16 protein-coding genes are annotated in these 17,488 nt (G+C 66.5%); 10 read left to right on the forward strand and 6 right to left on the reverse strand.

Annotation, left to right across the window (positions count from 1 at the left end; translation table 11 throughout):
• Positions 1-29: 29 nt before the first annotated feature.
• Positions 30-1,196, reverse strand: a complete 1,167-nt coding sequence (gene apbC, locus ABNQ40_RS22975; protein ID WP_109052180.1) for an iron-sulfur cluster carrier protein ApbC — start codon at positions 1,194-1,196, stop codon at positions 30-32.
• A gap of 173 nt (positions 1,197-1,369) precedes the next feature.
• Here apbC and hflK point away from each other — a divergent pair, with 173 nt between their 5' ends.
• From hflK to ABNQ40_RS22990, 3 genes are all read left to right on the forward strand, one after another.
• Positions 1,370-2,635 (forward strand): FtsH protease activity modulator HflK, encoded by a 1,266-nt coding sequence (hflK, locus tag ABNQ40_RS22980; protein ID WP_109052179.1) that lies wholly within the window; start codon positions 1,370-1,372, stop codon positions 2,633-2,635.
• 13 nt (positions 2,636-2,648) lie between these two features.
• Positions 2,649-3,587 (forward strand): protease modulator HflC, encoded by a 939-nt coding sequence (gene hflC, locus ABNQ40_RS22985; protein ID WP_109052178.1) that lies wholly within the window; start codon positions 2,649-2,651, stop codon positions 3,585-3,587.
• Positions 3,588-3,787: 200 nt separating this feature from the next.
• On the forward strand, positions 3,788-5,437 hold the full coding sequence (locus tag ABNQ40_RS22990) for a DegQ family serine endoprotease (protein ID WP_247880101.1): 1,650 nt from the start codon (positions 3,788-3,790) through the stop codon (positions 5,435-5,437).
• A 90-nt stretch (positions 5,438-5,527) separates the two neighbouring features.
• Here ABNQ40_RS22990 and ABNQ40_RS22995 read toward each other — a convergent pair whose 3' ends face one another.
• Positions 5,528-5,701 (reverse strand): hypothetical protein, encoded by a 174-nt coding sequence (locus ABNQ40_RS22995; RefSeq protein WP_199235437.1) that lies wholly within the window; start codon positions 5,699-5,701, stop codon positions 5,528-5,530.
• A 524-nt stretch (positions 5,702-6,225) separates the two neighbouring features.
• Between ABNQ40_RS22995 and ABNQ40_RS23000 the strand changes: the two genes are divergently transcribed.
• Positions 6,226-6,915: a response regulator transcription factor gene (locus ABNQ40_RS23000; RefSeq protein ID WP_098739703.1), complete on the forward strand. Its 690-nt coding sequence runs from the start codon at positions 6,226-6,228 to the stop codon at positions 6,913-6,915.
• Between the two features lie 147 nt (positions 6,916-7,062).
• On the opposite strand, the gene ABNQ40_RS23005 is transcribed toward ABNQ40_RS23000, so the two are convergent.
• Positions 7,063-8,475, reverse strand: coding sequence for an ATP-binding protein (locus tag ABNQ40_RS23005; protein WP_109050322.1), 1,413 nt, complete (start codon positions 8,473-8,475; stop codon positions 7,063-7,065).
• Positions 8,472-9,173, reverse strand: a complete 702-nt coding sequence (locus ABNQ40_RS23010; RefSeq protein ID WP_109490986.1) for a response regulator — start codon at positions 9,171-9,173, stop codon at positions 8,472-8,474. The genes ABNQ40_RS23005 and ABNQ40_RS23010 overlap by 4 nt, the downstream gene beginning before the upstream one ends.
• Positions 9,174-9,341: 168 nt before the next feature.
• On the opposite strand from ABNQ40_RS23010, the gene ABNQ40_RS23015 reads away from it, so the two are divergent.
• On the forward strand, positions 9,342-9,632 hold the full coding sequence (locus ABNQ40_RS23015; RefSeq protein WP_247879842.1) for a hypothetical protein: 291 nt from the start codon (positions 9,342-9,344) through the stop codon (positions 9,630-9,632).
• A gap of 21 nt (positions 9,633-9,653) precedes the next feature.
• On the opposite strand, the gene ABNQ40_RS23020 is transcribed toward ABNQ40_RS23015, so the two are convergent.
• Both ABNQ40_RS23020 and mbfA read right to left on the reverse strand, forming a co-directional pair.
• Positions 9,654-10,166, reverse strand: coding sequence for a MarR family winged helix-turn-helix transcriptional regulator (locus tag ABNQ40_RS23020; RefSeq protein WP_098739700.1), 513 nt, complete (start codon positions 10,164-10,166; stop codon positions 9,654-9,656).
• Between the two features lie 113 nt (positions 10,167-10,279).
• On the reverse strand, positions 10,280-11,236 hold the full coding sequence (gene mbfA / locus ABNQ40_RS23025; protein WP_109050323.1) for an iron exporter MbfA: 957 nt from the start codon (positions 11,234-11,236) through the stop codon (positions 10,280-10,282).
• Positions 11,237-11,541: 305 nt separating this feature from the next.
• Between mbfA and tpiA the strand changes: the two genes are divergently transcribed.
• The 5 genes from tpiA to ABNQ40_RS23050 all read left to right on the forward strand — a co-directional run bounded on the left by tpiA (position 11,542) and on the right by ABNQ40_RS23050 (position 17,402).
• On the forward strand, positions 11,542-12,297 hold the full coding sequence (gene tpiA, locus ABNQ40_RS23030) for a triose-phosphate isomerase (RefSeq protein WP_109050324.1): 756 nt from the start codon (positions 11,542-11,544) through the stop codon (positions 12,295-12,297).
• A 188-nt stretch (positions 12,298-12,485) separates the two neighbouring features.
• A complete protein-coding gene (gene secG / locus ABNQ40_RS23035) occupies positions 12,486-12,809 on the forward strand; it encodes a preprotein translocase subunit SecG (RefSeq protein WP_012973986.1) in 324 nt (107 codons plus the stop codon).
• Between the two features lie 196 nt (positions 12,810-13,005).
• Entirely contained in the window at positions 13,006-14,637 is a 1,632-nt protein-coding gene (locus ABNQ40_RS23040) for a CTP synthase (RefSeq protein ID WP_109050325.1), read from the forward strand.
• Positions 14,638-14,802: 165 nt separating this feature from the next.
• Entirely contained in the window at positions 14,803-16,632 is a 1,830-nt protein-coding gene (locus tag ABNQ40_RS23045; RefSeq protein ID WP_109050326.1) for an autotransporter domain-containing protein, read from the forward strand.
• A 74-nt stretch (positions 16,633-16,706) separates the two neighbouring features.
• Positions 16,707-17,402, forward strand: a complete 696-nt coding sequence (locus tag ABNQ40_RS23050; RefSeq protein WP_109050327.1) for a dienelactone hydrolase family protein — start codon at positions 16,707-16,709, stop codon at positions 17,400-17,402.
• The last annotated feature ends 86 nt before the right edge of the window (positions 17,403-17,488 follow it).

Below are 17,488 nucleotides of genomic sequence, written 5' to 3' on the forward strand. Positions count from 1 at the left end.
GTGGGAGGTGACCTCCCACCCCTGACCAGTCACTGCACGACGATGCGCGGCGCCGCACGGCCGCCGGTGCCGCCGCCGATCTTCTCCCACAGGCGCGTCGCAATCCGGCGATAGGCCTGGGCATGCTCGGAGTCCGGCTGCGACACCACGATGGGCTGGCCCTGGTCGGAGGTCTCGCGGATCGACAGGTGAAGCGGGATCTCGCCGAGGAACTCCATGCCCAGATCGTCGGCTTCCTTGCGGGCGCCGCCATGGCTGAAGATGTCGGTGCGGTGGCCGCAGTTGGGGCAGCAGAAATAGCTCATGTTCTCGATGATGCCCAGCACGGGCACATCGACGCGGCGGAACATGTTCAGCCCCTTGCGGGCGTCCAGCAGGGCGATGTCCTGTGGGGTGGAGACGATCACCGCACCCGCCAGCGGAACCTGCTGGGCCATGGTCAGCTGGGCGTCGCCGGTGCCCGGCGGCATGTCCACCACCAGCACGTCGAGGGTGCCCCAGTTCACGTCGCGCAGCATCTGCTGCAACGCGCTCATCACCATCGGTCCGCGCCAGATCATCGGCGTGTCCTCGGCGACCAGGAAGCCCATGGACATCACCTTGACGCCGAAATTCTCCATCGGCTCCAGGCGCTTGCCGTCGGGGCTGTTCGGCCGGCCGGCGATGCCCATCATGCGCGGCATCGACGGGCCGTAGATGTCGGCATCGAGCAAACCGACCTTCAACCCGTTCGCCGCCAGCGCCAGCGCCAGATTGGCCGAGGTGGTCGACTTGCCGACGCCGCCCTTGCCGGATGCCACCGCGACGATGGCCTTCACGCCGGGGACCAGCGGCTTCTGCGGATCGTTCTGCGGGGCGCCGCCATGGGAGGGCCCGTGGGAATGACCATGCGAGTGGCCGTGCCCACCGTGCGAGTGGCCCTGCTGCGGCGCCGCCTGGGGCGCGGCGCGGTGGGCGGTGAGCACGGCGGTGACCGAAAGGACGCCGGGCAGGGCATCGACCGCTTTCTCGGCGGCGTGGCGCAGGGGCTCGGCCTGCGCGCCGCGCTTGGGGTCCACTTCGATGGAAAAAGCGACATGCCCGTCGCGCACCACGAGGCCCGACAACATGCCCAAACTGACGATGTCGCCGCCCCGGTCCGGGTCGATGACGGTCTTCAGCGCCTGCATGACTTGAGCTTCGCTGATCTGCGCCATGGTTGAAAACTCCGCTGTCTTCCCGATATTGGCGGATATCCGTTGGTGGAATCCTTGCCGAAGGGTATGGGGGACTATAGGACCGACGGACGAGATCGGTAAAGGGATGCGCGGGGCTTAAGCCATTGCGCTTCCACATGATGGGACGAATCGCAGAAGGGGGACAGAGTCGGATGCCGTGGAACAATCAAGGTGGGGGCGGCGGTGGCGGCCCCTGGGGTCCCCCGCCGGGCAACAACGGCCCGGGCAACCCGTGGGGCCGTCCCCAGGGCGGAGGAAATGGCGGCGGTGGCGGCGGCCCGCAGCCTCCCGACCTTGAGGATCTTCTGCGGCGCAGCCAGGACCGCCTGCGGCGCGCCATGCCCGGCGGCTTTGGCAGCGGTCGAGGCGTGGCGCTGGTCGCCGGCGTGCTCGGCCTGATCTGGCTCGCCAGCGGCATCTACCGCGTCGAGGCGGACGAGCAGGGCGTCGTCCTGCGCTTCGGCGAGTGGACCCGTACCGAACAGCCCGGCCTGCGCTACCGCCTGCCGTCGCCGATCGAGACGGTGCTGCTGCCCAAGGTGACGCGCGTCAACCGCATCGAGGTCGGTTACCGGTCCTCCGTCGGCGGCGGCCGCAACGACCGCGACGTGCCGGACGAGTCGCTGATGCTGACCGGCGACGAGAACATCGTCGACATCGACTTCACGGTGTTCTGGGTCATCAAGGACGCCGGCAATTTCCTGTTCAAGATCCGCGAGCCGGAAGTGACGGTGAAGAAGGCCGCCGAAAGCGCCATGCGCGAGGTCATCGGCCGCACCGACCTGCAGCCCGCCCTGACCGAGGCCCGCCAGCAGATCGAAACCTCGACCCGCCAGCTTCTCCAGACCATGCTGGACGAGTATCAGGCCGGCATCGAGATCACCCAGGTCCAGCTGCAGAAGGCCGATCCGCCGCAGCCGGTCATCGACGCCTTCAACGACGTGCAGCGTGCCCGCGCCGACCGCGAGCGCGCCCGCAACGAGGCGGAAGCCTACCGCAACGACATCATTCCGCGCGCCCGCGGCGAAGCGGAGCGGCTGGTGCAGGAGGCCTCGGCCTACCGCGAGCAGGTGGTCAGCCTGGCGCAGGGCGACGCCGACCGCTTCCGCAAGGTTTACGAGGCCTATGCGCTGAGCAAGGACGTCACGTCCAAGCGCATGTATCTGGAGACCATGGAGGAGATCTTCCGCGGCCGGAACAAGATCATCGTCGAGGGTTCGGCGCAGAACGTCGTGCCCTATCTGCCGCTGAACCAGCTGGCCCCGAACGCCACGCCGGCCCCGCAGCAGCAGGCGCCGCGCCAGGCTCCGTCCAACCAGGGCGGCAACCAGGGGGGCGCGCGGTCCGGCACGCAGACGCAGCCGCTGTCCGCGCTGCCCCAGAATTCTTCCCAGAACCCGTCAATGTCCGGCCAGTGAGGAGGATCGCATCATGAAACGCACCCTCGCCATCGCCGGTATCGCCATCGTCGCCCTCGGCGTCGTCGCGTCGTCCGCCCTGTTCACCGTCAACGAGGCCCAGCAGGCGCTCGTCCTGCAGTTCGGCGAGCCGCGCCGGGTGATCCAGGATCCGGGCCTGAAGGTGAAGATCCCCTTCATCCAGGAGGTCCGGTTGCTCGACCGTCGCGTCCTCGACCTCGACCCGCCGGTGGAACAGGTCATCCTGGCCGACCAGAAGCGCCTGGATGTCGATGCCTTCGCCCGCTACCGCATCCACGACCCGCTGCGCTTCTACCAGACCGCCGGGACCGAGGCGGTGGCCGAAACCCGCCTGAACTCCATCGTCAACTCGGCCCTGCGCCGCGTGCTCGGCAACGTCACGGTGCTGGCCGTGCTGTCGGACGAACGTGCCCGCATCATGACCGACATCAAGGGGCAGGTGAACGACGAGGCCAAGCGCTTCGGCATCGAGATCGTCGATGTCCGCATCCGCCGCGCCGACCTGCCGGAGGAGACCAGCCAGTCGATCTTCGCCCGGATGCGCTCCGAACGCGAACGCGAAGCGTCCGAGGCCCGCGCCCAGGGTCAGGAGCAGTCGCAGCAGATCAAGTCGCGCGCCGAACGCGAACGCACGGTCATCATCGCCGAGGCCCAGCGCGACGCGCAGATCCTGCGCGGCGAAGGCGACAACAGCGCGTTGAAGCTGATCGCCGAGGCGACCTCGCAGGACCCCGCCTTCTACGGCTTCTACCGGTCGCTTGAGGCCTATCGGAAGTCGCTGAACGGCAACGACACCACCATGGTGCTGTCGCCGACCGGCGAGTTCTTCCGTTACTTCAACGGCGCCGGCCCGCAGGTCGGCGGTGGTGCCCCGGCGCCCGCTCCCGCTCCCGCACCGGCACCGGCACCGGCCCCCGCGCCGGCGCAGTAACGCCGCGCGACAGGTTCGAAACGGCTTGCGGCCGGATCGGAGTTTCCCCCGGTCCGGCCGCAATGCTGTCGGGCCGGGCGAGCCGATGGACCGACGGTCCGCAGCAAGAGTTCAAAAGAAAACTCCGGCCTTAAGTTTTCCACTGGTGCCGACTGGACCGGCACGCCATCTTGCGGCCATACTCTTGGCCCAACACATATATGGCCCAGAACTGGGCGGCCGCTCCCGTCCATGGAATCGGCCGGACGTCTGGTAGGGAGAGCACGTTGATTCGCATACCCAACTTCGAACCCGCCACGCGCGGCGCCGTGGCCGAGGCCCGGCCTCGCAAGGCGGGCGTCCGGCCGCTGGTCGCCGCGATCGTCTGGGGCATGACGTCGGTCATGGCCGGCGGCGCCGTGATGGGCGGCATCGCTGCCGCTCCGGCTCAAGCTCAAGCTGCAACGCCGAACCGCAATGCGCCCGGCAGCTTCGCCGATCTGGCGGAAAAGCTGCTGCCGGCGGTCGTCAACATCTCCACCAGCCAGAACGCGCCGCAGCGTCCGCAGGGCCAGCGGCCGGAGATCCCTCAGTTCCCGCCGGGCTCGCCCTTCGAGGATTTCTTCAAGGACTTCTTCGACCGCCAGCAGCAGCAGGACCAGCCGCAGCGCAAGGCGACATCGCTCGGTTCCGGCTTCATCATCGACGCCAAGAACGGCTATGTGGTCACCAATAACCACGTCGTTCAGGACGCCGACGAGATCACCGTCATCCTGCAGGACGATACCAACATCAAAGCGGAGTTGGTCGGCAAGGACAGCAAGACCGATCTCGCCCTGCTGAAGATCAAGACCAGCCACCCGCTGGTCGCCGTGTCCTTCGGCGACAGCGACGCCATGCGCGTCGGCGACTGGGTGCTGGCCATCGGCAACCCGTTCGGCCTGGGTGGGTCGGTCACCGCCGGCATCATCTCGGCGCGTCAGCGCAACATCGACGCCGGCCCGTACGACGACTTCCTCCAGACCGACGCCTCGATCAACCGCGGCAATTCCGGCGGCCCGATGTTCAACCTGAACGGCGAGGTCATCGGCATCAACACCGCCATCTTCTCGCCGTCGGGCGGGTCGGTCGGCATCGGCTTCGCCATTCCGTCCAACCTCGCCAAGCAGGTGGTGGCGCAGCTGAAGGACTATGGCAAGACCCGCCGCGGCTGGCTGGGTGTGCGCATCCAGGCGGTGACGCCGGAGATCGCCGAAAGTCTGGGCCTGCCCGGCCACAAGGGCGCGCTGGTCGCTTCCGTCACCCCCGACGGCCCGGCCGCCAAGGGCGGCATCCAGGCCGGCGACGTCGTGATTAAGTTCGACGGCCGCGAAATCGACGAGATGCGCCGCCTGCCGCGCGTCGTCGCCGAAACCTCCATCGACAAGGCCGTTCCGGTCGAAGTGTGGCGCAAGGGCAAGTCGCAGACCGTCCAGGTCAAGGTCGGCGAGCTTGAGGCGGCGGAGGAGCAGGGTCTGCTCGCCGCCGGTCCGGACGAGAAGCAGCAGCCGAAGGACAAGGCCCCGGCCCAAAAGCCGACCGAATCCCTCGGCATGAAGCTGACCGCCATCACCCCGGAACTGCGCCAGCAGTATGAGATCAAGCCCGACATGAAGGGCGTGGTCATCACCGACGTGGCGGGCAACTCCACCGCGGCGGAAAAAGGCCTGCGCGCCGGCGATGTCATCATCGAGGTTGGCCAGGAAGAGGTCCGCAAGCCCGAGGACGTGACCGCCAAGGTCCAGAAGGCCAAGGAGCAGAGCAAGAAGTCGGTGCTGCTGCTGGTCGACCGCAAGGGCGACCTGCGCTTCGTGGCGATCCCGCTCAGCTGATCGCCTGCGGGCAATGAAGAAGGGCGCCGGCGGGAAACCGCCGGCGCCCTTTTCGTTTGTGGGCAGTGGGAGAAGGTGCTGGCCGCGCGCCTATGCTCCATCCAGCAGCATCGCCAGGGCGACGGCGCCGGCGAGCAGGGCGCACAGCGTGGCGACGATGGCGAGGCTGCGCAGGTACTGGAGGAACTCGCCCTGTTTCCAGGCACTGCGTCCCAGCAGCACAAGATAGCCCGCCATGGCGGCGGCGATGATCTGCCAACCCATCCTGTCCTCATCCTCTCTTCGCCGGGTGGCGGAAGCCGGCGGAAATGCGCATGCGCGACCGGGCAGGGTCAAGGCTACGACGATGGCGGCGGCCTCTTATATGTCGAAAGTACGGACGTTCCATTCGGGGTATCTGTTGGCGTCATCCCGTCGGCAGTGATCGGAGCAACCCGATGTGAGAATTTTGCGGCATTGATTGCTTAGGAGATACGCTCATACGCAAATAAGTGGTGGTTAACAAAACAGTTAATGCCTTTGCGCATAACAATGTTCGCTGCTGTGATATCTTTGGATCCGGAAATCTTGGAGAGGCTTTGCGCATATGCCCAATGCGTTCTTCTTTTAACTCCGGAGAGTGGTACCGTAGGACACGACACGGGGGTAACCTCCCCCTAAATAACGGCCTGCCGAAGCTATCGAGGGGTAATCGCCGAATCGCCAATGCGTCGGGACCTTCCTCTGTACAACGGCCTCCACCCTGGCCACGACGTCATGACGATCGACTAAAATTGCGGGAGCGGACGATGGACTCAGTGCGCGCTTTTCTTATCGACTCGAACAAGCTGTTTCGCGAGGGGCTGAAGCGCCTGCTCGACGATTCGCCCTTCCAGATCGTCGCCGAGGCGGGAAACCTGCGGGAGGCGCTGGGTTCGGTCGAGAACGGCATTCGGCCTCAGCTGGTCCTTCTTGACCTGCAGAATGGTGGCGACGAGGAAGCCGACGGCATGCGCCGCCTGCGCGCCCTGCTGCCGGAAACCCGGCTGGTCATCCTGACCAGCGACCTGTGCACCCGCCGCCTGGCGAACGCGCTGGAAGCCGGTGCAGACGGCTATCTGATGAAGGACCTGTCGTCCGACGCGCTGGCCCAGTCGCTGAAGCTGGTGATGATGGGCGAGAAGGTGTTCCCGACCCATCTGGCTGCTCTGCTGATCTCCGGCCGCGTCAACGGCAACGGCACCGAGATGCCGGTGTCGCGCAAGGGCCTGTCGCAGCGTGAGGTGCAGATCCTGCGCTGCCTGCTGAACGGCGACAGCAACAAGATGATCGCCAACCACCTGAACATCACGGAAGCCACCGTGAAGGTTCACCTGAAGAGCCTGCTGCGCAAGATCAACGCCTCCAACCGCACCCAGGCCGCCATCTGGGCGCTGAACAACGGCATCGGCGGCGAGCTTGCCGGCGCCAATGTCGTCGCGGCGGCGGCGAACCAGTAACCACGCGCTCGTCCATTGCCCCCGTTCCCACCTTTCCTGCTTGCGCTTTGCAGCTTGTAGGGAGGGTGGGGGACGAGGCCGTCATTGCATGACATGAATTGCCCGCCTGAATGAAGGCGGGCTTTTTCATGGCATCACCTCATCGGATCAAATCGGCAGCCGGATCACCGCACGCAGGCCGCCGTAAGGGCTGTCATCCAGCGTGATGTCGCCGCCGTGGCCACGCGCCACGTCGCGTGCGATGGTCAGCCCCAGGCCCGAGCCGCCGGTGTCGAGGTTCCGGCTGCTGTCGACGCGGAAGAACGGCTTGAACACGTCGTCGCGCAGATAGGCGGGAATGCCGGGACCGTCGTCGTCCACGGTGATTTCGATCACGCCGTCCTTCCGCTCCGCCTTGACCCAGGCGGTGCCGGCGTGACGGCCGGCATTGACCAGCAGATTGGCGATGCAGCGGCGGACCGCGTTGGGCCGCAGCGGAAGGGACAGCCCCTCCGGTGCGGTCAGCGTCACCTCGGTTCCCTCGCGCCGGGCACCGGCGGCAACCTCGTTCAGCAGGCGGGTCAGGTCGGTCGGCTGCACCGCCTCCGTCCCCTCGCCGCGGGCGAAGGCGAGGTAGCCTTCGATCATCTCCTCCATCTCGGCGACGTCGGCCTTCAGTTCCTCCACCTCGGGGTCGAGGTCGGGATCCTCGATCATGTCGAGCGCCAGTTTCATCCGGGTCAGCGGCGTGCGCAAATCGTGGCTGACGCCGGCCAGCATCTCAGTACGCTGGTTGATCTGGCGCTGGATGCGCTCGCGCATCAAGAGGAAGGCGGATGCCGCCTGCCGTACCTCCGTCGCCCCCTCCATCTTGAAGTTGGAGACGTCGCGTCCCTTGCCCAGCGCATCGGCGGCAATCGCCAGCCGCTTGATCGGCCGGATCTGGTTGCGCATGAACAGGATGGCGACGGCGAACAGCACGATGGCCGACCCGACCATCCACAGGATGAAGATGTAGCTGGTGGGTGTGAACAGCCGGCGTTCCGGCGACATCACCGACAGCACGCCGTCGGCCATCTGCACCCGGATCTCGTACCATTCATGGGCGACGCGGGTGTTTATCGTGAAGGGGCGGCCGACCCGCTCATCCAGCGCCTTGCCCAGCGTTCGTTCCAGCAGGCCGCCGAGCAGGCCGCTTTGCTGGCGGCGCTGCTCCGGCAGGATCTGGCCAGGCTCCAGCGTGACGATCAGGTCGGTGGTGCGGGCGGCGGTGGCCAGCGTCCAGTCGCGCCCCTCCGGCGTCGGGTCGTGTTCCAGCACGGCGATGACGGTGGCGATGTCGCCGGCAACCCCGTAGGCCAGCCGGTTCGTCACCGTATCCCAATGCCGATCGTAGAAGATCCAGGTCGCCACCGCCTGGGCCAGGATCACCGGCGTGACGATGATCAGCAGGGACCGTCCGAACAGGGTGCGCGGCAGGAACCTCTTCAGGAACGGCGTACGCCGGCGCCGTTCGGCCCGGCGGACCGCCGCCCGCCTGGCCGCTGCATTGTCGGCTCCGGTCTGCCCGCTCGCCGTCACGGATCGGGCCTCAGCACATACCCCTCGCCGCGGACGGTGTGGAGGTAACGCGGCTCGCGCGGGTCGATCTCGATCTTGCGGCGCAGGCGTGTGACCTGGACATCGACGGTGCGGGCGTTGCCGGCGACCTTGCTGCGTTCGGTCAGTTCGTCGCGCGTGAAGGTGATGCCGGGCGAGGTGGCGAGGATGCGCAGCAGGCTGGCCTCCGCCGTGGTCAGGCGGATCACCTCGTCGCCCTGGCGCAACTCGTCCCGGTCGGGCAGGTAGGTGAGGGGACCGAGCCGGACCGGAGCCGCCGGCGGGGCCGTCGGTTCCGGCGGGCGTGCCGCCTGCCGGCGCAGGATGGAGTTGATGCGCAGCAGCAGTTCGCGCGGGTTGAAGGGCTTGGCGAGATAGTCGTCGGCCCCGGCCTCCAGCCCGGCGATGCGGTCGTCCGGCTCGTCGCGGGCGGTCAGCAGCAGGATCGGCAGGTCCCGCTCGCGCCGGAGCGATTCGGTCAGCGACAGCCCCGATTCGCCCGGCATCATGATGTCGAGCACCAGCAGGTCGAAGGCCAGCCCGCCGAGCTGTGCCCGCGCATCGGCGGCGTCGCGGGCGGTGCTGACCAGAAAGCCGTTGCCGGCGAGGTATTTGCGCAAGAGTTCGCGCAGGCGGGTGTCGTCGTCGACGACCAGGATGTGGGGCTGATCTTCGGTCATGGCCGGACTATAACGCGGCTCCCCGCAATCGACATAGAGGTGCCTGTCGAACATATCTTGGGTATGCATGGCGGGCAGTCGTGTAAGCGCTTGGTCGTTTTGGCCTTGATCCGTGTTAACCTCCATGTGCCCTCCGCTGAGGGCCGAGAGACACGAGGAGCGATCACGATGGCCGACCACCACAGGTCCAACGACCCCCGGGACCTGGACGCCCAAGACCTCGCCGACATGACCCGTGCCTTCCTGGCGAAGGGCGGGAACATCGTTCAATGCCCACCGGGCGCTTCTGAAAACGTGGTGTACCGCAAGGGCGGCTTCCGCCGCCGCAATCCCAACGAGGCGAAGACGGCCGCTGAAAAGCCGGCCGACGGCGCAACCGAAGCAAAGCCGACCGAGGCAACGCCGGCGGAGGCCCAAACCGCAGCTCCGGTGGAGACCATCGAATCGAAAGCCGGCTGATCCGCTTCGACATTTTCCTTATCAGCGTTTGACGGCAAGACGGGCAGGGGGAACGGGCGGTGCGAATTTCGCCCGGTCCTCCTCGTCCAGCATGCCCATCATCACCTTGCGGAAACCCTCCACCGCCTCGGCCCCCGCCATGCGATAGGCACGGGCGATGCGCTGGCGCTGGGTCTCGGACAGCTGGCGCTCCAGCTCCACACCCTTTTCCGTCAACTCCAGCAGCCGCTGCCTTCGGTCGCGGGCACCGGTCTGCTGGTCGATGAAACCCTGGCGGACCAGTTCACCCAGCACGCGCGACAGGCTCTGCTTGGTGATCTTCAGGATCGCCAGCAGTTCCGACACCGTGATCTTCGGATAACGGCCGACGAAGTAGATCACGCGGTGATGCGCGCGGCCGAAGCCGATCTCCGCCAGAATTTCGTCCGGTTCGGCGGTGAATTCGCGATAGGCGTAGAAAAGCAGCTCCATCCCGGTGCGGAGTTCCTCCTCGCGGAGGAAGAGCTGGTTCACGCCCGCTTTAAGGTCAGCCATGGCAACGCGGTTGGTTCGATTTGTTCTAATTAGGACAGCAACTCAGACATAAACAATCGTGCGTCCGGTTACAAGAACAAGCTCGTTCCGGGAGCCGGCTTTTCCTCCCGCGCTCAGGCGCTGCCGATCAGGATTCCGGTGGCGAATACCAGCAGCCCGCCGACCACCACCTGGAAGGCGGCGGACAGCAGTGGGGTGTCCATGTAGCGGTTGCGGATCCAGGCGATGACGGCCAGTTCGATCACCACCACGCCGATGGAGATGGCGGTCGCCGTCCAGAAATGCGGAATCAGATAGGGCAGGGCGTGGCCCAGCCCGCCAACCGTGGTCATGGCGCCGCAGACCAGCCCGCGCAGCCACGGGCTGCCGCGCCCGGTCAGCGAGCCGTTGTCGGACAGCGCCTCGGCGAAGCCCATGGAGATGCCGGCGCCGATGGAGGCGGCCAGACCGACCAGAAAGGTCTCGTGGCTGTCCTGGGTGGCGAAGGCGGCGGCGAACAGCGGGGCCAGCGTGGATACCGATCCATCCATCAAGCCGGCCAAGCCGGGCTGGATCACCTGAAGGACGAACAGACGGCGTTCCGATTCGTGTTCGCGTTCCCGCACGTCGGGTGAAACGTATGCCGCCTCCAGTCGCTCGGCCTTCGCCTCGTGCCGCCGCTCCTCCTCCGCCAGGTCGCCCAGAAGCTGGCGGATTGCGGTGTCCTGCGACCGTTCGGCGGCGCGGGTGTAGAAGCGCTTGGTTTCCGCCTCCATCAGTTCTGCCTGCCGCCGCACGGTGTCGAGCCCCAGCGGGCGGGTCAGCCAGACCGGCTTGCGCTCGACGAAGCCCTTCACGTCCTGGCGGCGGATCAGCGGGATGTGGTCGCCGAATCGTGCCTGGAACAGTTCCAGCAGCCGATGGCGGTGCCCGCTTTCCTCCGATGCCATCGCGCGGAACAGCTTGGCGGTGTCGGGATAATTGTCGGCAAGACCGTGGGCGAACTCGTCATAGATGCGGCTGTCCTCCTCCTCCAGCGCAATGGCGAGTGCCAGCAGCTCCTTTTCCGTCAGGTCCGAAAAATTCTTCATGGTGGTCAGGCCTTCGCCGAGGGGAGTTGGTGCGTTGCAAATGATGCTATTCCGGAAAGGGGTATCTGCAACATGGCACTTCGTATGGTTCGGCTCCGCCAAGGATGTGATCCGCCTTTGCCGGAGGGCGGCTGGCCGGCCTGCGCCAGGGGACTGCTACAAGATGTCTCTTATGGCTTTCGGGGGGCGATGTGCCGGTCGGGTGAGTGGAATTTCCGCAGCGGGCTTGCTATGGGCTTTGGTCACGAGAGGCCAAGAACGTTCCACAAGTTCCCATATAAAGCCGAGACAAGAAGGAAACGACCATGACCGCCAACCGGAAGCTGATCGCCGGAAACTGGAAGATGAACGGGTTGAAGGCCGACGCGCTGGATCTCGCCTCCGACCTCGCCGGTCGGCTGAAGGGCGCCGGGCCGGTCGCTTTCGACATGCTGATCTGCCCTCCCTTCCCGCTGTTGTTCCCGGTGGGCGAGGCGATCGCCGACAGCCCGCTGGCGCTGGGCGGCCAGGACTGTGCGCCGAAGACCTCCGGCGCCCACACCGGCGACGTGGCGCCGACCATGCTGAAGGACGCCGGCTGCCGCTTCGTCATCCTCGGCCATTCGGAGCGCCGCGCCGACCATGGCGAGAGCGATGCCGTGGTGAACGCCAAGGCGGTGGCCGCCCACAAGGAGGGACTCGTCGCCATCATATGCGTCGGCGAGACCGAAGCTCAGCGCGATGCCGGCCAAGCCAACGCCGTGGTGTCGGGGCAACTGGCCGGCTCCATCCCCGCCGATGCGACGGCAGAGAACACCGTCATCGCCTATGAGCCGGTCTGGGCCATCGGCACCGGCAAGACCGCGACCCCGGACGATGTGAAGGCGATGCACGCCCATATCCGCGCCGAGCTGGACGGCAAGATCGCGGAGTCCGCCAAGGTCCGCATCCTCTATGGCGGCTCGGTCAAGCCTGGCAACGCGGCGGAGCTGATGGCGGTGGAGAATGTCGACGGCGCTCTGGTCGGCGGTGCGTCGCTGAAGGCCGACGATTTCTGGGCCATCGGCACCGCCTGTCGCTGACGCCGGCCTTCCCTTGCGGCATGGCGCGCAAGCGGTGTCAGCCATGCCGCCAACGGATAAGGCTCAGGTATTTTGGCGCTAGCATATCGCGCGATGGCGCGGTACAAACAATGGGCGCGCGCCACGGGCCCTTAAGACGGCCTGTGGCGCGCTATTCGATTTTTGGGATGGTGTGGGGTGAGCATCGCATGGAATCGGTGATTCTGGTCATTCATCTGCTGATCGCCGTCGGGCTGGTCGGTGTGATCCTGATCCAGCGGTCGGAAGGCGGCGGGCTCGGCATCGGCGGCGGCACGATGGGCGGCATGATGAGCACCCGCGGCACGGCCAACCTGCTGACGCGGACCACCGGCATTCTGGCGGGCTGCTTCTTCGCCACCAGCATCGTGCTGGCGATCCTGGCCGGCGGCCATTCGCGCCCGGCGTCGATCATCGACACACTGCCGGCGAGCCCGGTGGCCCCGGCCCAGCCGGCCGCTCCGGCCCAACCCGCGCCGCCGGTGTCCCAGTAACGGGACAGTTCCCAGCGCACGGGTGCGAAGCGGACAGCGAGGCGGCCTCCCCGAAGCCGCCTCTTTCTTTTGAGGGTTGATTGCGGCTGACGCCGCGGCGGCCCTCCGGGGACTGAAACATTCGCCCCCATCGGGGGACATGGAAATTCCGTCCCCTCTGGGGACATGGAACAGCTCTCAAGCTCTTCGGACGGACATGACTCGCTACATCTTCATCACCGGTGGCGTCGTTTCTTCGCTGGGCAAAGGTCTGGCATCGGCGGCGCTTGGGGCGCTTCTCCAGACGCGCGGCTACAAGGTGCGGCTGCGCAAGCTGGACCCGTACCTGAACGTCGATCCCGGCACGATGAGCCCGTATCAGCACGGCGAGGTCTTCGTGACCGACGACGGGGCCGAGACGGACCTTGACCTCGGCCATTACGAGCGCTTCACCGGCGTGTCGGCCCGCAAGGGCGACAACATCACCACCGGCCGCATCTACTCCACCGTGATCGCGAAGGAGCGTCGCGGCGATTACCTGGGCGGCACCGTCCAGGTCATTCCGCACATCACCGACGAGATCAAGGAGTTCATCCGCGCCGACGCCACCGACGAGGACTTCGTCCTCATCGAGATCGGCGGCACGGTGGGCGATATCGAGTCGCTGCCCTTCCTGGAGGCGATCCGCCAGTTCGGCAACGAGGTCGGCCAGGAGAATGTGCTCTACATCCACCTGACGCTGCTGCCCTACATCCCGACCGCCGGCGAGCTGAAGACCAAGCCGACCCAGCATTCGGTGAAGGAACTGCTGAGCGTCGGCATCCAGGCCAACATCCTGCTGTGCCGCGCCGACCGTCCGATTCCGGAGAACGAGCGCAAGAAGATCGCGCTGTTCTGCAACATCCGTCCGGAGCGGGTGATCGCGGCGCTCGACGTCGACTCGATCTATCAGGTGCCGATCAGCTACCACGAGGAAGGCTTCGACACCCAGGTCCTGAGCTATTTCGGTCTGCCGACCGACAAGGAGCCGGACCTGTCGCGCTGGACCCGCATCATGGATCGGGTGCGCAAGCCGCAGGGCGAGGTCACCATCGCGGTGGTCGGCAAGTACATCAGCCTGCTCGACAGCTACAAGTCGCTGGCCGAGGCGCTGACCCATGGCGGCATCGCCAACAACGTCAAGGTCAACCTCGACTGGATCGATTCGGAGATCTTCGAGGACGACGATGCTGCGGTGAAGCGGCTGGAAAACGTCCATGGCATCCTGGTGCCGGGCGGCTTCGGCTCCCGCGGCACGGAAGGCAAGATCCGGGCGGCCCAGTTTGCGCGTGAGCGCAAGGTGCCGTACTTCGGCATCTGCTTCGGCATGCAGATGGCGGTGATCGAATCCGCCCGCAACATGGCGAAGATCGAGGATGCCGGTTCCACCGAGCTGGGCAAGCCGGGCAACCCGGTCGTCGGCCTGATGACGGAGTGGATGCGCGGCAACACGCTGGAACGCCGTGCCGAAGTCGGCGATCTGGGCGGCACCATGCGTCTGGGCGCCTATCCGGCCAAGCTGCTGGACGGCAGCAAGGTCGCCGAGATCTACGGCACCACCGACATCTCCGAACGGCACCGTCACCGCTATGAGGTGAACGTGTACTACAAGGAGCGTCTGGAGCGCTGCGGCATGAAGTTCAGCGGCCTGTCGCCGGACGGGGAACTGCCGGAGATCGTCGAGATCCCCGACCATCCCTGGTTCATCGGCGTGCAGTTCCACCCGGAACTGAAGTCCAAGCCGTTCGAGCCGCACCCGCTGTTCACCGCCTTCATCAAGGCGGCCATCGATCAGAGCCGGCTGGTCTGACCTTTTCGGACCGACCGTCCTCGGTTACGGAAGCCCCGCCCTAACCGGCGGGGCTTTTTGCCGCCCGCAACCTTCCCCATACGTCAGGTACCTTGCGCGCCCGACACCCTTGTGCGACGATCCTCTGAAAATCGGGCAATCAAACAATCTGATCGGGGAAGGGCCATGAATCGCGTCAGGATCGCCGCGCTCGCCACCTGTCTGACCGCTGTCGCCGCGGTCCCGGCCGCTGCGGCGGATTACTCCTCCACCATCTTCTTCGGCGACAGCCTGACCGACAGCGGCGCGTTCCAGTCGCTGCTGCCCGTCGGCGGCAAGTTCACCACCAACCCGGGTCCGGTGTGGGCGGAGAATGTGGCTGGAGCGCTCGGCACCTCCGCCACCACGGCGGCGCGGGGCGGCACCGACTATGCGGTCGGCGGCGCACGGGTGAACACCTCGGTCGGCTTTCCGGCGACCGGCCCGACCGCGTTCGCCCCCAGCGTGGCGACGCAGATCTCCGGCTATCTCGCCTCCAGCGGCGGCCGGGCCGATCCGAATGCGCTCTACACCGTCTGGGGCGGGGCGAACGACATCTTCACGGCACTCAACAACCCCGCCACCGCTCAGGCGACAGTGACTCAGGCCGCCGGCGATCTGGTGACGCAGGTGGCGCGTCTGCGCGCCGCCGGGGCACGCACGATCCTGGTCCCGACGGTGCCGGACATCGGATCGACTCCGTTCGGACGGGCGCAGGGCTCAGCCGCGGCGGCACAGATCACGCAACTGGTCAGCGGCTATAACCAGCTGGTCACGCTGGGTCTGGCGAATGCCGGCGTATCGGTCATTCCCATCGACACCTATTCCCTGCTGCGGGCGGCGGTGGCCGATCCGGCGGCCTTCGGCTTCACCAATGTGACCGGCACCGCCTGTACCACCAGCAGTTCGCTGCTCTGCACCTCCGGGACGCTGGTGGCGTCCAACGCGGCGCAGACCTACCTGTTCGCCGACGGCGTCCACCCGACCACGGCCGGGCATCGCGCGGTGTCGGACTTCGTGCTGAACGCGCTGACCGCCCCCGGCAATGTGGCGCAGCTCGCCGAATCGCCGATCCACACCCGCGACCGGCTGACCTCCACCATCCTGGCCCAGGCGGCGACCAGCCTGTGGAGTCGCAAGCCCGGCACGAGCGGCGCCTGGATCAGCGGCGGGGTCGGCCGGCTGACCAGCGACCGCACCGGCGATCCCGGTGCCGGCGGTCAGGCGGAGGTGCGCGGCACGCCGCTGTCGGTCAGCGTCGGCATCGACAAGCGTTTCACCGAGAACCTGCTGCTCGGCGTGGCCGGCACGGCGTCGCACTACCGCGGCAGCTTTTCCACCGGCGGCGATTACAAGCAGCGGGAGTATGTGCTGAGCGGTTACGGCGTCTACCGCATGGGCGGCGCCTTCGTGAACGGCGTCGGCTCCATCGGGTTCGCCGACTACGACCTGCGCCGTGGTGTCAGCATCAACGGCACCGACCATTCGACCAGCGGCAACACCGAGGGCATCAACGCCTCCATCGGCGCCGAGGGCGGCTATGAGTTCATGACCGGCGGGTTGACCCACGGCCCGGTGCTGGGCCTGCGCTACCAGCATGTCGAGGTGGAAGGGTTCAGCGAGGACAACAGCCTGTTCGGCTTCACCTACCGCTCACAGACCCGCAACTCGCTGGTCGGCAGCATCGGCTATCAGGCGGCCTATGATTTCGGCAGCGTCCTGCCCTATGCCAAGGTGACGCTGAATCGGGAGTTCAAGGACGACCAGCGCTCCATCACGGTGGAAAGCCGCAGCATTTCAACGCTGGCCTATGACGTGGCGGTGGCGAAGCCGGACCGCAGCTATGTCGACCTGACGGCCGGCGCCTCCTTCAAGCTGGCGGAGTCGGTGACCGGCACGCTGGGCCTGAATGCCCGGTTGGGCGAGGAGAACCGCCGCGATTTCGGCGGCCTCATTGGCGTCAGTGTCGGTTTCTGACGGAAGGCGGGGTGACCGGGGGCAACTCCGCTCCATATCAGGGGCGGATTTGCCAACGGGAGGATGACAGTGCCATGTCAGACGTGATGATCGATGCCGCCGACGGCGGCCGCTTCTCAGCCTATGTCGCCAAGCCCACGGTGGCCCCCGCCGGCGGATTGGTGGTTATTCAGGAGATCTTCGGCGTCAACGCGGTGATGCGCGAGATGTGCGACTGGTACGCCTCGCAGGGGTTCCTGGCGGTGTGCCCGGACCTGTTCTGGCGCCAGCAGCCGGGCGTGCAGCTGACCGACAAGACGCAAGAGGAATGGAACCAGGCCTTCGCCCTGCTGAACGGCATGGATCAGGACAAGGCGGTGGACGACCTCAAAGCAGCGCTGGCTTGGGTGCGTGGTCAGGACGGCTGCACCGGCAAGGCCGGCAGCGTCGGCTACTGCCTGGGCGGCCGGCTGGCCTTCATGATGGCGACGCGGTCGGACGCCGATGCCAATGTCGGCTATTACGGCGTCGGATTGGAGGGGCTGCTGGGTGAGGTCGACAAGATCGCCAAGCCGCTGCTGCTGCACATCGCCGAGAACGACAAGTTCTCCAGCCCCGACAAGCGCGATGCGGTGGTCGCCGGGGTGAAGGATAACGAATGGGTGACCGCCAAGGTCTATCCCGGCGTGGACCATGCCTTCGCTCGGCCGGGCGGCGAGCATTACGACCGCGATGCCGCCGACGAGGCGAACCGGCTGACGGTGGAGTTCTTCCGGACGCATCTGGCCTGACGCCAGCGCCGTTGACCGATTTCCTGAATAGTGGGATGCAAGGGCCTTCCGACCCTTGCCCGAACCCCTGTCGGGTGAGCGCGGGA

The organism is Azospirillum sp. A23, assembly GCF_042938965.1.
Taxonomy (GTDB): Bacteria; Pseudomonadota; Alphaproteobacteria; order Azospirillales; family Azospirillaceae; genus Azospirillum; species Azospirillum melinis.